Annotated in this window: 10 protein-coding genes; 5 read left to right on the top strand and 5 right to left on the bottom strand. The window is 70.1% G+C overall.

Annotated features, from left to right (window positions below):
* Nucleotides 1–82 precede the first annotated feature (82 nt).
* From ACIBI4_RS21620 to ACIBI4_RS21635, 4 genes are all read right to left on the bottom strand, one after another.
* Nucleotides 83–1,948, bottom strand: coding sequence for a glycoside hydrolase family 3 protein (locus tag ACIBI4_RS21620; RefSeq protein ID WP_399205579.1), 1,866 nt, complete (start codon nt 1,946–1,948; stop codon nt 83–85).
* A 399-nt stretch (nt 1,949–2,347) separates the two neighbouring features.
* Nucleotides 2,348–3,145, bottom strand: coding sequence for a sugar phosphate isomerase/epimerase family protein (locus ACIBI4_RS21625; protein ID WP_399205580.1), 798 nt, complete (start codon nt 3,143–3,145; stop codon nt 2,348–2,350).
* 64 nt (nt 3,146–3,209) lie between these two features.
* The gene (locus tag ACIBI4_RS21630) at nt 3,210–4,151 is read right to left on the bottom strand and encodes a GNAT family N-acetyltransferase (protein WP_399205581.1); all 942 of its coding nucleotides are present in this window, start codon (nt 4,149–4,151) and stop codon (nt 3,210–3,212) included.
* A gap of 136 nt (nt 4,152–4,287) precedes the next feature.
* Entirely contained in the window at nt 4,288–5,328 is a 1,041-nt protein-coding gene (locus ACIBI4_RS21635; protein WP_399205582.1) for a LacI family DNA-binding transcriptional regulator, read from the bottom strand.
* Between the two features lie 650 nt (nt 5,329–5,978).
* Here ACIBI4_RS21635 and ACIBI4_RS21640 point away from each other — a divergent pair.
* The 3 genes from ACIBI4_RS21640 to ACIBI4_RS21650 all read left to right on the top strand — a co-directional run bounded on the left by ACIBI4_RS21640 (nt 5,979) and on the right by ACIBI4_RS21650 (nt 9,221).
* On the top strand, nt 5,979–7,130 hold the full coding sequence (locus ACIBI4_RS21640; protein WP_399205583.1) for a Gfo/Idh/MocA family protein: 1,152 nt from the start codon (nt 5,979–5,981) through the stop codon (nt 7,128–7,130).
* A 28-nt stretch (nt 7,131–7,158) separates the two neighbouring features.
* Complete coding sequence (locus tag ACIBI4_RS21645; protein ID WP_399205584.1) at nt 7,159–8,334, top strand: dihydrodipicolinate synthase family protein; 1,176 nt, start codon at nt 7,159–7,161, stop codon at nt 8,332–8,334.
* Nucleotides 8,335–8,411: 77 nt separating this feature from the next.
* On the top strand, nt 8,412–9,221 hold the full coding sequence (locus ACIBI4_RS21650; RefSeq protein ID WP_399205585.1) for a sugar phosphate isomerase/epimerase family protein: 810 nt from the start codon (nt 8,412–8,414) through the stop codon (nt 9,219–9,221).
* Nucleotides 9,222–9,228: 7 nt separating this feature from the next.
* Here ACIBI4_RS21650 and ACIBI4_RS21655 read toward each other — a convergent pair whose 3' ends face one another.
* Nucleotides 9,229–9,849: a DUF937 domain-containing protein gene (locus tag ACIBI4_RS21655; RefSeq protein WP_399205586.1), complete on the bottom strand. Its 621-nt coding sequence runs from the start codon at nt 9,847–9,849 to the stop codon at nt 9,229–9,231.
* Between the two features lie 386 nt (nt 9,850–10,235).
* Between ACIBI4_RS21655 and ACIBI4_RS21660 the strand changes: the two genes are divergently transcribed.
* Both ACIBI4_RS21660 and ACIBI4_RS21665 read left to right on the top strand, forming a co-directional pair.
* On the top strand, nt 10,236–12,500 hold the full coding sequence (locus ACIBI4_RS21660; protein ID WP_399205587.1) for an ATP-dependent RecD-like DNA helicase: 2,265 nt from the start codon (nt 10,236–10,238) through the stop codon (nt 12,498–12,500).
* Between the two features lie 186 nt (nt 12,501–12,686).
* On the top strand, nt 12,687–13,997 hold the full coding sequence (locus ACIBI4_RS21665; RefSeq protein WP_399205588.1) for a citrate synthase: 1,311 nt from the start codon (nt 12,687–12,689) through the stop codon (nt 13,995–13,997).
* The last annotated feature ends 36 nt before the right edge of the window (nt 13,998–14,033 follow it).

Below are 14,033 nucleotides of genomic sequence, written 5' to 3' on the forward strand. Positions count from 1 at the left end.
TGTGCAGGGTGCTTTGGGCCAGTTGGGGGTCGGGCGCCGGGTGTGCGGCGTACGCCGGATACGTCACACACCCGGCCCCGGGCTAGTACGACAGTCCGTAACCGATCGCGTACAGCGTGGTGGCGGGATCGTCGGGGTCCTGCACGGGGACGGGCAGCCGTCCCTTGGGGGAGGTGCCGGCGATCACCCGGGCCGCCGCCTCCAGTTCGGTGTCCGTCCAGGAGTACGCGGCGAGCACGGCCTTCGCGTCGGGCAGCCGCGCCACGTCGTACGGACGGTTCACGGCGATGGCCACGACCGGGACTCCTGTCGCGGCGAGACGGCTGACGAGCGTGCGCTGGGAACTCGTCGCCGAGACGTTGGACGTGAGCACCACGACCGCGTCCTTGCCCGCGGCCGCCGCCACCGCCTCGTCGATCTTCGCGGCGCTCGGTGCGGTCCCGGTGGACAGCGCGGTCGCCGTGAAGCCGAGGCCGGTCAGGGCCGCGGTGAACACCGTCGTCGGCGGGCCCGTCGTACCGGAAGGAGAGGCCGGATCGACGCCCGCCACCAGTACGTTCGGCGTCCGCCTGGGCGCGAGGGGCAGCACGCGGTCCTTGTTCACGAGCAGCGTCGTGGTCTCGTCCGCGATCTTCTCGGCGGCCTTGCGGTGTGCACGGACGCCCACGGTGCGGTCCACGGCGCGATGCGTGGTGTGCGGGTCGTCGAACAGGCCCAGCTTGTCCTTGAGGCGCAGGATCCGCAGGATCGACTCGTCGAGCCGCTCCTCGGTCAGCTCGCCGCTCTTGACCGCGTTCAGTACGGCGTTCCACGCGACGTCGAGCTTCGGCGGGTTGAGCAGCTGGTCGACGCCCGCCTTCAGGGCGAGGACGGGCACCCGGTCGTCGCCGTACTTGGTGCGGACGCCCTTCATGTCGAGGGCGTCGGTGACCACCACGCCGTCGTAGCCGAGCTGTTCGCGCAGCACGCCCGTGAGGATCGGGTGGGACAGAGTGGCCGGGTCCTCGTTCGGGTCGAGGGCGGGCACCACGATGTGGGCGGTCATGATCGAGTCGATCCCCGCCCTGATCGCCGCCTTGAACGGCGGCAGATCGAGCTCCTCCAGCTGCTCGCGCGTGTGGTGGATCCACGGCAGCTCGAAGTGGCTGTCGTTCTCCGTGTCGCCGTGCCCGGGGAAGTGCTTGGCCGTGGAGACGATCCCGGCGCCCTGGTATCCGTCGACCTGCGCGGTGACGAGACCGGCCACCGCCTCGGGGTCGGCGCCGAAGGACCGTACGCCGATGACGATGTTGCCCGGGTTCACGTTGACGTCGGCGACCGGCGCGTAGTTCTGCCGGATGCCGACCGCGGCCAGTTCACGGCCCGCGATCCGGGCAGCGCGGCGGGCGTCGGAGCGCGACCCGTTCGCACCGAGCGCCATCGCGCCCGGCATCAGGGTCGCGGGTTTGCCGACGCGGCAGACGATGCCGTGCTCCTGGTCCGTCGAGATCAGCAGCGGGATCGGCGTGTCCTGGCCGAGCGCCGCGTCCTGCAGCCCGTTCGACAGGTCGGCGATCTGGTGCGGCTCGCGGACGTTGTGCGCCCAGACGAAGTAGATGATCCCGCCGACGTGGTACTTCTCGATCAGCTCCGCGGCGCTGCGGACGCCGAGCTGGGCGAGGTTGAGGTCGATGTCGGCCTGGGCGGGGTCGGTGGCGGACTCCCCGTAGACCCGGGAGACGAAGAGCTGGCCGACCTTCTCCTCCAGGGACATCCGGGCGATGATGCGGCGCAAGGCACGGTCCTTGTGGTTCCGGTCGGAGCTGCCCTGTGGGGTCCGGGTGACCTCCGGGGCTTCCTGGGCATGGGCGGTGAAGGCGGGGCCGGTACCGGCCGCGGCGGCCGCCACGGCGGTCGCGGTGACGGTCAGCAGCGTGCGTCTGGAGGTACGGAGCGGACCTTGCTGCACGAGCACTCCCAACTGTCCGTGGGGGCCCGGGCGGTGGGGCACCCTCGGGACTCCCTGAAGGAAACTTCCAGGGATCACGGATAGTCGGAAAATTTCTGCCGGTCAAGACTCCCGGGACGGAAGCGGAACGCGTGGCGGCATTTGGCGGGTCATCTGTGCGGCTCCTGCCGGGAACCTGTTGCAGCCCTTGCTCGTCCCATGCACAGCTGCCGGAGAGTCACCGCGGTGCGCTGTCGGCCTCGCTGCTGGCTGCGAACGCTGACCACCCTCTCCAACGCACGCGGCCGGCAGCATGCCGTCACCGGCGCGCCCCCCTCCGATTGCGCCGGTGACGGCCCCATACGGGGCCTGCGGAACTCCCGCTCATACGCCTGTTCCTCCCCGCTCCGCCCCCGTGGCTCAGGCGGCGTCGCTGAGGAGCCGGGACAGATGCTCGCGGCCCGCGCCGAGCAGCGCGGGCAGCGCCGTCGCCGCTGGATACCACCGCTTCTCGTACTCCCAGCACAGCCAGCCGTCCCACCCCTGGCGGCTGAGCACCTCCACGCACTCGGTGAGAGGCAGCACTCCTGCACCGAGCGCGAGCGGTGTGGTGTCTTCGGCGGAGGCGATGTCCTTCACCTGGACGTAGCCGAGATACGGGGCGAGCGCGGCGAACGACGTACTCGGCTGCTCCCCGCCGAGCCACGTGTGCATCACGTCCCACAGCGCCCCGGCGTGCCGGTGCCCCACGGTCCCGAGCACCCGGCTCACGGCGGCACCCTCGCGGTGCGAGTCATGCGTCTCGATGAGCACCCGCACCCCGAGCCCGGCGCCGTACTCGGCGGCGGCCCCGAGCCGTCGCGCGGCCGTCGCGTCGGCCTCCTCGGAACTCTGCTCACCCCCGCCGGGAAAGACCCGCACGAAGGGCGCCCGCACGTCATGCGCCAGCCGCACCAGCCCTCGTATCTCCTCCAGCACGGGCTCATCCGCCCCGGCCGCCGCGACCCGCGCGTACCCGGCGATCCCGAGCACCTCGACCCCGGCGCCCTCGAACTGCCGCAGCACGTCGGCACGTTCGCCGCCGTCGAGCCCGGGGTGCACGGGCTCATCGGGGTGAGCCCGGAGTTCGATGCCGTGGTAGCGGTGGGTTTGGGCGAGGCGGAGGGTGTCGGGGAGGGGGAGGGCGGGGGTGCCCAGGGTGGAGAAGGCGAGCTTCATGGGGGTCCTTTCGCTGTGAGTGGCAGGTCAGGGGCCTGGGGCGTTCAAGCCCCTGCCTTCCGCGTCAGACCGTCCCCGAGGACAACCCCAACCGCCAATCCTGCCCCACCAGATCGTGACCGAACGACCGATGCGCCTTCTCCGCGGCGAGCACGAACCCATGCCGGAGATAGATCCGCCGCGCGGCGGTGAGCACATCGTTCGTCCACAGCACCACCTCCCGGTACCCCTGCTCCCGCGCGAACTCCACCACCGCCGACACGAGCCGGTCCCCGATGCCGTGCCCGCGCGCGTCGGGCTCCACGAGCAGCAGCCGCAACCGCGCGGTACCGGGCGCGTCATCCCGTACGCACATCACCGAACCGACGGGAATCCCGTCGAGCTCCGCGATCCACACGCGCTCCAGATGCGGATCGTGATCCTCGGCGAAGTCGGCGACGATCCGCGCCACAAGCCCCTCGTAGTCCGCGTTCCAGCCGTACTCCGCCGCGTACAGCGCCGCGTTGCGCATCACCATCCAGCCGAGGTCACCGGGCCCGGGCTCGCGCAGCCGGACCTCGGCGGGCTTGGTGGGGCGGGCGGCGGCGAGGATGCCGCGCACGGTCCGCATCGCCTCGGTCAGACGCGGACGCTCGGCGGCCGGCACCTTGCTGAGCAGCACACCGACCGCCTCGCGCGAACGCTCCTCCTGCAGCGCCGCGGTCTCGCGCCCGCGCGCGGTGAGCGTGATCCGCTGGCGGCGCGGATCGCGCGGCGACGGCGCACGCTCGACCAGGCCGTCCTTCTCGAACTTGGCGAGCAGCCGGCTCAGATACCCGGCGTCGATACCGAGTTCGGCCCGCAGATCCGCGGCCTCCGGCTCGTCGCGGTGCGCGAGCTCGTACAGGACACGGGACTCGGTCAGCGTGTGCGGAAGGTACAGATGGCGGCTGTAGTCGAGCGCGCCGATCAGGTTCGTGTAGAAGCGGTTGAACGCCCGGATCTCATGAATGAACTGCTGGGCCATGGCGCACCTCGGCACCTCGGGAGTTACCGTTGACTCAGTCAAAGGTAACGCGCGAAGCGGGCCGTGGGAACCGGGGCGGACCGGGTGGGCCGGATGGGCCGGGGTGGGCCCGGCCTCTGTGTCGGCTGTCGGCCCCTCAGCCGCGAGGCCGCGCCGTGGACCCCCGCACCATGAGCTCCCCGGCGATCACCGCCATCCGCCCCGGCGGCTCCGCCTCCCGCCCCATGGCGATCCGCCCGGCCCGCGCCCCCGCCTCATGCAGCGGAAGTCGTACGGTCGTGAGCGCGGGCACGACGTCGACGCTGAACGGCAGATCGTCGAAGCCCGCCACCGACACGTCCTCGGGAATCCGCAGCCCCGCCTCGCGCACCGCGGCGGCCGCGCCGAGCGCGACCGTGTCGTTCGCGGCAACGATCGCCGTCAACTCCGGGTCCCTGCGCAGCAGTTCGCGCGCCGCCTCGTAACCGGACTGCCGGTCGTAGGGGACATGGACCGTCTCCCCCTCGTCGACCCCCGCCCCCTTGAGCGCGTCACGGTGCCCTTCGAGCCGGTGCCGTGTGGTGGTGCGCTCCTCGGGGCCCGCGACGTAGCCGATCCGGCGGTGGCCCAGGCCGAGCAGATGCTCGGTGAGCCGCCGCCCGCCGCCGCGGTTGTCGAAGGCCAGGGCGATGGCGCCGGTGTCGGGCACGGGCGGACGGCCGCACAGGATGATCCGTGTCCCCGCCTCGGTGAGCCGGCGCAGCTTGGCCGCCATGGCCTCGGCATGCGGCACGTCCTCGACCGCGCCACCCGTGATCACCACGGCCGCGGCGCGCTGGCGCTGCAGCAGCGTGAGATACGTCAGCTCGCGCTCGGGGGAGCCGCCGGTGTTGCACACGACCGCGAGCCGCTCCCCGCCGGCCCGCCCGCCCGGACCGCCGATCTCGGACTGGACCGCCCCGGCGATGATCCCGAAGAACGGGTCCGCGATGTCGTTGACCAGGATCCCGACCAGGTCGGAGGTGGCGGCGGCGAGCGCGCTCGCGGGGCCGTTGAGCACGTAGTCCAGCTCGTCCACGGCGCGCAGCACGCGCTCGCGGGTGGCCGCGGCGACCGGATAGTTCCCGTTCAGGACACGGGAGACGGTCGCGGGGGAGACCTGGGCGCGCGCCGCCACATCCGCCAAAGTCACGGTCATGTCGTCCTCCGGGGCCGGGAGCTGGGTGGTCACTACCGCCCGGAATCCGGCGGCCCGGTCGCAGCCGCCCGTCGCGAACTGCACCGTTGCAGTCAGTGATACCGGCAGAACCCCCGCTCCGGATACGTTTTCCGGCCACGAGATGGCTACGACTTCCGCCCACACCCGCAGAGCCCACCCCCGCCCCACCGGCCCCCTGGTCTGCACGAACACCACAGCCCACGGGGGCAACCCCACCCCGTGCGCGGGGGCGCGGGGTGGGTGCGGGTGAGGCGTGCGGGGTGAGTGCGGGGTGGGTGCGGGCGAGGTCGCGGGTGCGGGCCGGCGTGGGGCGCCCCACGCGCAGAGAGCCGAGCCCCGGTGAGACCCCCCACCCCAGGCAAACGAACCCTCAAGCGTTTGCAGGGATTTGAGCCGCCCTCTTGTCCGGGCATCATCCCGCAGGCTAACTTTCCCGCAGGCCCGGATAGAAAGCGCTTGCTATCGAGCGTCGTCGAGGGTGTGGCCGGTGGTGCGCGTCATCCGTGCCGATGCCCGGGTGACGAACGGCATGCACCGGGACACCGGGGACGGGGCCACCGGGCCGCAGGGCCACCAACTGAACCGGCGTCGAGGCCGCCCGGCGCGCGCCTGCATACGGAGGGACATCAGTGACTCGCAAAACGGTGCGTATCGCCATGAACGGCGTGACGGGGCGCATGGGTTACCGCCAGCACCTGGTCCGCTCGATCCTCGCCCTGCGCGACCAGGGCGGCCTCGACCTCGGTGACGGCACGACCCTGTGGCCGGAGCCGGTCCTGGTCGGCCGCCGCGAGCCCGCCCTGCGCGAGCTCGCCGAACGTCACGGCCTGGAGCACTGGACCACCGATGTCGACGCCGTCCTCGCCGACGACTCGATCGACATCTACTTCGACTCCCAGGTCACCTCCGCCCGCGAGGAGGCCGTGAAGAAGGCCATCGCCGCCGGCAAGCACCTCTACATCGAGAAGCCCAGCGCCACGTCCTTCGAGGGCGCCCTCGAACTGGCCCGCCTCGCCAAGGACGCGGGCATCAAGCACGGCGTCGTCCAGGACAAGATCTTCCTGCCGGGTCTGCTCAAGCTGAAGCGCCTGATCGACGGCGGCTTCTTCGGCCGGATCCTGTCCGTGCGCGGCGAGTTCGGCTACTGGGTCTTCGAGGGCGACTGGCAGGAGGCCCAGCGCCCCAGCTGGAACTACCGCGCCGAGGACGGCGGCGGCATCGTCGTCGACATGTTCCCGCACTGGGAATACGTGCTCCACGAGCTGTTCGGCCGCGTGAAGTCGGTGACCGCCCTCGCCTCCACCCACATCCCGCAGCGCTGGGACGAGAAGTCGAAGCCCTACGCCGCCACGGCCGACGACTCCGCGTACGGCATCTTCGAGCTGGAGAACGGGGTGATCGCCCAGATCAACTCCTCCTGGGCGGTCCGGGTCAACCGCGACGAGCTCGTCGAGTTCCAGGTCGACGGCACCGAGGGCTCGGCCGTCGCCGGACTGCGCAACTGCCGTGCCCAGCACCGCTCCGCCACCCCGAAGCCCGTCTGGAACCCGGACATCCCGGCCACCGAGTCCTTCCGCGACCAGTGGCAGGAGGTGCCCGACAACGGCGAGTTCGACAACGGGTTCAAGGTGCAGTGGGAGCTCTTCCTGCGCCACGTCGTCCTGGACGAGCCCTACCACTGGGACCTGCTCGCCGGCGCCCGCGGCGTCCAGCTCGCGGACCTCGGCCTCAAGTCCTCGACGGACGGCCGCCGTTACGACGTCCCCGAACTGACCCTGTGACCGGCCGCGAACCGACGGAGCCCGCACCATGACCCTCCACCTGCCGCGCGCCGGCGGCGGCACCTACGCCCACACCCCGCGCACCGCACCACACACCGCACCGCTCACCGTCTCCGGCACCGCACCCCTGGTCTCGCGCACGGTGTTCTCCGCCGCGCACGTGGTCGCCGACCCCTACGCCGATGTGTCACCCGACGCCCCGGCCGCCGTCGACTGGGACGCGACCCTCGCCTTCCGCCGTCACCTCTGGTCGCATGGCCTCGGCGTCGCCGAGGCCATGGACACTGCGCAGCGGGGCATGGGCCTGGACTGGGCGGGCGCGGCCGAGCTGATCCGCCGCTCCGCCGCCGAGGCCAGGGCGGTGGGGGGACGGATCGCGTGCGGTGTCGGCACCGACCAGCTCACCGGACCGGCCGGACTGCCGACGCTCGCCGAGGTGACGGCCGCGTACGAGGAACAACTCGCGCTCGTGGAGGGGACGGGCGCGCAGGCGATCCTCATGGCGTCCCGCGCCCTCGCGGCCGTCGCGCGCGGCCCCGAGGACTACCTCGCCGTGTGCGGCAGCCTGCTGCGGCAGGCCTCCGAACCCGTGATCCTGCACTGGCTGGGCCCCATGTTCGACCCGGCCCTGGAGGGCTACTGGGGATCGGCCGACCTCGACGTCGCCACCGAGACCTTCCTCGATGTGATCGCCGCCCACGCGGACAAGGTGGACGGCATCAAGGTCTCACTGCTCGACGCCGAGCGCGAGATCGCGCTGCGCCGCCGCCTGCCCGACGGCGTGCGCTGCTACACCGGCGACGACTTCCACTATCCCGAACTCATCGCAGGTGACGACCACGGCTTCAGCCACGCCCTGCTCGGCATCTTCGACCCGCTCGGCCCGCTGGCGGCCGAGGCGGTCCGTGTCCTGGACACGGGTGACACCAAGGGCTTCCGTGAACTCCTGGATCCCACTGTTGAGTTGTCGAGGCACTTGTTCCAGACACCCACCCGCTTCTACAAGACCGGAGTCGTCTTCCTCGCCTGGCTCGCCGGCCACCAGTCCCACTTCTCGATGGTCGGTGGTCTGCAGTCGGCACGCTCGCTCCCGCATCTGGCACGCGCGTACCAACTGGCCGACGGCCTCGGCCTGTTCCCGGATCCGGCGCTCGCCGCATCCCGTATGAAATCCCTGCTCGATGTGCACGGAGTCGCCCAGTGAACAACCCGCCGCAGTCGCCCGCGGACCCCGCGCCCGGCACCCCCCTCTCCGGCCTCTCGCGCTTCAGCATCAATCAGATGACGGTCAGACAGCTTTCGCTGCCTGAACTTGCCAACGCCTGTTGGCATTCAGGAGTTCCCGGCGTCGGCCTCTGGCGCGAACCGGTGCAGGAATTCGGTGTCGAGGCGGCCGCGAAGCTCTTCAAGGACGCCGGTCTGGCGGTCACGACGCTCTGCCGCGGCGGCTTCTTCACAGCGGTCGACCCGGCCGAGCGCCGCCGCGCGCTCGACGACAACCGCGCGGCCATAGAAGAGGCCGCGACACTCGGCACCGACACACTCGTCCTCGTCTCGGGCGGACTGCCCGCAGGGGACAAGGACTTGGCGGGCGCACGGGAACGGATCGCCGACGCCCTCGCCGAACTCGGTCCGTACGCCGCGGAGCACGGCGTCCGCCTCGCGATCGAACCGCTGCACCCCATGTACGCGGCCGACCGCTGTGTCGTCTCGACCCTCGGCCAGGCCCTCGACCTGGCGGAACGCTTCCCCGCCGAGCAGGTCGGGGTCTGCGTGGACACGTATCACATCTGGTGGGACGACCAGGCGCCCGCGGGGATCGCCCGGGCGGGCGCGGGAGGGCGGCTGTACAGCTTCCAACTGGCCGACTGGACCACGCCGTTGCCCGAAGGCGTGCTCACCGGGCGCGGTCAGCTCGGCGACGGCTCCATCGACTTCGCGTACTGGTGCGATCTGGTGGACCGGGCCGGATATGCGGGCCCGATCGAGGTCGAGCTCTTCAACGCGGAGCTATGGGCGCGGCAGGACGGCGAGGCGGTTCTCCGGGAGACCGCCGAAGCGTTCCGTCGCGTTGTACCCGAAGCCCTCTAGGCGACGGCTACTTCTTGCCGCCGCCCAAGATGCTCCCCAGCAGATCACCGAGGTCGAGCCCGCCCGCCGCCTTGCCGTCGGCGGAGGGAGCCGCGCCGGGGGCCGGTGCCGTCGCACTCGGCGGTACCGGCCCGGGGCTGGGCACCCCGCCCGCCTGGGCCGAACCCCCGCCTCCGCCGCCCTTCGTGGAGGCGGCACGCTTGGTGAGGACCGCGAGCAGGACCGGGATGAGGAGCTCGATCGCGCGCGAGACCGTCGCCGCCGGGATGCCCGTCTTCTTGGACACCGCCTGAGCGACCGGCTTGCTCATCTTGCCGAGCATCCCCGCCATCATGCCGCCGCCGAGCAACCCGCCGAGCCCGCCGCCCAAGGTGGCGACGCCCTGCAGGGGTGCCGCGCCGGCGGCCTCGTCGACCTCGGCGAAGGCCTGGCGTACCTCGTCCACGTCCTCGGGGGCGCCCTGCGCCTTCTCCTGCATTCCGCCGGAGAGCGCCGAGACCGTCTCGGTGATCATGTTCTGCGCACCGGCGGCGTCCGTATCGAGCAGACCGGCGATCTCCTGCAGCTTGTCGTCGCCGAGCTCGTCGATGACGGCCTTCTCCAGCGGCACGTTCGCATCTTCACTCATGCCTGAAACGCTACGGCCGCCCTGGTTCGTCGGCACCTGGAAGGGCCCGGACCCGCCTGGAAGGGGAGGCCAGGGCCTGCGGCCCAACCGGGATCCGCCCTGCTCGGAAGCGGAGCCGCGGTACTCGCAAACGGAGCTGTGGCTCTCACGAAAATTACTGCGCGCAGCCGTACAACCCTTTCTCGGTGACGTGGGTCGTATTAGGCATCAGGGCTTCCGGGAGGGGATCCGAGGGGGGATCGGGAAGGCCTGTAGGAGGGGACCAGAGGGGGTTCGGCCGGGGGGCCGGGCCCCCTCAAACATGTTGTCCACAGGCCGCGGGCGGCTGTCCGCCGGGTTTTCCACAGGCTTCCCGCGCTGTCGGTGCCGACCGCTAAATTCGCCTCATGACCAGCCGGACCGGCATCAGCGCGGGAGTGCCCCCGCCGCGGCTCGCGGTGCTCGAAGGAGTCCTCGAGCGGATCACGTACGCCAATGAGGAGAACGGATACACGGTCGCCCGCGTCGACACCGGACGCGGCGGCGGCGATCTGCTCACCGTCGTCGGCGCGCTGCTGGGCGCCCAGGTGGGGGAGTCACTGCGGATGGAGGGCCGCTGGGGCTCGCACCCGCAATATGGCAAGCAGTTCACGGTGGAGAACTACACGACGCTGCTGCCCGCCACGATCCAGGGCATCCGCCGCTATCTGGGATCCGGCCTGGTCAAGGGCATCGGCCCGGTGTTCGCGGACCGCATCACGCAGCACTTCGGCATCGACACCCTGCGGATCATCGAGGAGGAGCCCAAGCGGCTGATCGAAGTCCCCGGTCTCGGGCCCAAGCGCACCAAGAAGATCGCGGACGCCTGGGAGGAGCAGAAGGCCATCAAGGAGGTCATGGTCTTCCTGCAGGGCGTCGGCGTCTCCACGTCCATCGCCGTCCGTATCTACAAGAAATACCAGGACGCCTCGATCTCCATAGTCAGGAACGAGCCGTACCGACTGGCCGCAGACGTCTGGGGCATCGGCTTCCTCACCGCCGACCGCATCGCCCAGTCGGTCGGGATTCCGCACGACAGTCCTGAGCGGGTCAAGTCCGGTCTGCAGTACGCCCTTTCGCAGTCCACCGACCAGGGGCACTGCTTCCTGCCCGAGGACCAGCTGATCGCGGACGCGGTGAAGCTGCTCCAGGTGGATACGGGCCTGGTGATCGAGTGCCTGGGCGAGCTCGCCGAGGATCCGGAGGGTGTCGTACGGGAGCAGGTGCCGGGTCCCGACGGCGCCCCGGTGACCGGGGTCTATCTCGTGCCGTTCCACCGTGCCGAGCTGTCCCTCGCGAGCCGGCTCAAACGGCTGCTCGGCACGGACGAGGACCGGATGCCCGGATTCCGTGACGTCGACTGGGCCAAGGCACTCGGATGGCTCAAGGAGCGCACGGGAGCCGATCTCGCGCCCGAGCAGGAGGAGGCGGTGCGCCTCGCCCTGACCCGCAAGGTCGCGGTGCTCACGGGCGGGCCCGGCTGCGGCAAGTCCTTCACCGTACGGTCGATCGTGGAGCTGGCCCGCGCCAAGAAGGCCACGGTGGTGCTCGCCGCGCCCACCGGCCGGGCCGCCAAGCGCCTCGCCGAGCTCACCGGCGCCGAGGCCTCGACGGTGCACCGGCTCCTGGAGCTGAAGCCCGGCGGGGACGCGGCCTATGACCAGGACCGTCCGCTGGACGCGGATCTGGTGGTCGTCGACGAGGCCTCGATGCTGGATCTGCTGCTCGCCAACAAGCTGGTGAAGGCCGTGCCCCAGGGCGCCCATCTGCTGTTCGTCGGGGATGTGGACCAGCTGCCCAGCGTCGGAGCGGGCGAAGTGCTCAGGGATCTGCTGGCCGAGCGGTCGCCGGTGCCGGCCGTGCGGCTCACCCGGATCTTCCGGCAGGCGCAGCTGTCGGGCGTCGTCACCAACGCCCACCGGATCAACTCCGGGATTCCGCCGCTCACTCAGGGGCTCAGCGACTTCTTCCATTTCGTCGAGGACGAGACGGAGGACGCCGGGCGGGTCACGGTCGATGTGGCGGCGCGCCGGATTCCCGCGAAGTTCGGCCTGGATCCCCGCCGTGATGTGCAGGTGCTCGCCCCGATGCACCGCGGCCCGGCCGGCGCGGGGACGCTCAACGGGCTCCTTCAGCAGGCCATCACACCGGCGCGTCCGGACCTCGCGGAGAAGAGGTTCGGCGGACGGACGTTCCGTGTCGGCGACAAGGTCACGCAGATTCGCAACAATTACGAGAAGGGCGCCAACGGGGTGTTCAACGGGACCGTCGGTGTGGTCACGGCACTCGATGTCGTGGACCAGAAGCTGAAGGTCCTCACAGATGAGGACGAAGAGGTCGATTACGACTTCGACGAACTCGATGAACTGGCCCATGCGTACGCGGTCACGATCCACCGTTCGCAGGGCAGCGAGTACCCCGCAGTGGTGATCCCGGTCACCACCGGAGCCTGGATGATGCTCCAACGCAATTTGCTCTACACGGCGGTCACCCGAGCCAAGCGGCTGGTGGTGCTCGTCGGGTCGCGCAAGGCGCTTGGCCAGGCAGTTCGTACGGTTTCAGCGGGCAGGAGGTGTACAGCCCTGAGCCATCGGCTCGGTGGAACCGGAGGGGCCGCGAGGGGTGATCGTTGATCGATCATCCCGGTGGCAAACATCACCAAGGGGTTCCGGAACCATGGTCGAGGGGGCAGGATGAGCAGGCTGACGGCACTGAGTGCCGTCAATCGACCTAATGGTCCACCCCGAGTGCACTGCCCAGGGCCAAATGGGGGATGGTGGACAGCAGTCAGGGCACCTCGAAGAAGAGGCACTACGTCGGTGAGGGATGACGTGAGCGACAACGCGAACAACGCTGTAGTAGTTCAGTACGGCGATGGCGAGTACACCTACCCGGTGATCGACAGCACCGTCGGTGACAAGGGCTTCGATATCGGGAAGCTGCGCGCCCAGACCGGTCTGGTGACCCTGGACAGCGGTTACGGCAACACCGCCGCGTATAAATCGGCGATCACCTATCTCGACGGCGAGAACGGGATCCTGCGCTACCGGGGCTACCCGATCGAGCAGCTCGCCGAGCGCTCCACCTTCGTCGAGGTCGCGTATCTGCTGATCAATGGTGAGCTGCCGACCGTGGACGAGCTCGCCACGTTCCGCAACGACATCACCCAGCACACGCTCCTCCACGAGGACGTGAAGCGCTTCTACGACGGCTTCCCGCGGGACGCCCACCCGATGGCGATGCTGTCCTCGGTGGTCTCCGCGCTGTCCACCTTCTACCAGGACAGCCACAACCCGTTCGACGAGAAGCAGCGTCACCTCTCGACGATCCGTCTTCTCGCGAAGCTTCCGACGATCGCCGCGTACGCGTACAAGAAGTCGGTCGGCCACCCGGTCGTCTACCCGAGCAACAACCTCGGTTACGTCGAGAACTTCCTGCGCATGACGTTCTCCGTGCCGGCCGCGGACTACGAGCTCGACCCGACCGTGGTCGCCGCGCTCGACAAGCTGCTCATCCTGCACGCGGACCACGAGCAGAACTGCTCGACCTCCACCGTGCGTCTGGTCGGCTCCTCGCAGGCCAACATGTTCGCGTCGATCTCCGCCGGTATCTCCGCGCTGTGGGGTCCGCTGCACGGCGGCGCCAACCAGTCCGTCCTGGAGATGCTCGAGGGCATCCGCGACTCGGGCAACGACGTCGACACCTTCATCCGCAAGGTGAAGGACAAGGAGGACGGCGTCCGCCTGATGGGCTTCGGCCACCGGGTGTACAAGAACTTCGACCCGCGCGCCAAGATCATCAAGGCCGCCGCGCACGACGTTCTCTCCGCCCTCGGCAAGTCGGACGAGCTGCTCGACATCGCCCTCAAGCTGGAGGAGCACGCGCTGTCCGACGACTACTTCGTCGAGCGCAAGCTCTACCCCAACGTGGACTTCTACACGGGCCTCATCTACCGCGCGATGGGCTTCCCGACCGAGATGTTCACCGTGCTCTTCGCCCTCGGCCGTCTGCCGGGCTGGATCGCCCAGTGGCACGAGATGATCAAGGAGCCGGGTTCGCGCATCGGCCGCCCGCGCCAGATCTACACCGGTGTCGTCGAGCGGGACTTCGTCCCCGTCGAGGCGCGCTGAGGTTTTTCAGGGCTCACCTGAACGTTGACTTCGAGC

The sequence above is a fragment of the Streptomyces sp. NPDC050418 genome, from assembly GCF_044458745.1.
Lineage (GTDB): Bacteria > Actinomycetota > Actinomycetes > Streptomycetales > Streptomycetaceae > Streptomyces.

Coding starts and splice junctions, on each gene's coding strand:
- ACIBI4_RS21650 (WP_399205585.1), top strand. CDS start 8,412: ATGACGGTCAGACAGCTTTCGCTGCCTGAACTTGCCAACGCCTGTTGG.
- ACIBI4_RS21660 (WP_399205587.1), top strand. CDS start 10,236: ATGACCAGCCGGACCGGCATCAGCGCGGGAGTGCCCCCGCCGCGGCTC.
- ACIBI4_RS21655 (WP_399205586.1), bottom strand. CDS start 9,849: ATGAGTGAAGATGCGAACGTGCCGCTGGAGAAGGCCGTCATCGACGAG.
- ACIBI4_RS21635 (WP_399205582.1), bottom strand. CDS start 5,328: ATGACCGTGACTTTGGCGGATGTGGCGGCGCGCGCCCAGGTCTCCCCC.
- ACIBI4_RS21645 (WP_399205584.1), top strand. CDS start 7,159: ATGACCCTCCACCTGCCGCGCGCCGGCGGCGGCACCTACGCCCACACC.
- ACIBI4_RS21630 (WP_399205581.1), bottom strand. CDS start 4,151: ATGGCCCAGCAGTTCATTCATGAGATCCGGGCGTTCAACCGCTTCTAC.
- ACIBI4_RS21625 (WP_399205580.1), bottom strand. CDS start 3,145: ATGAAGCTCGCCTTCTCCACCCTGGGCACCCCCGCCCTCCCCCTCCCC.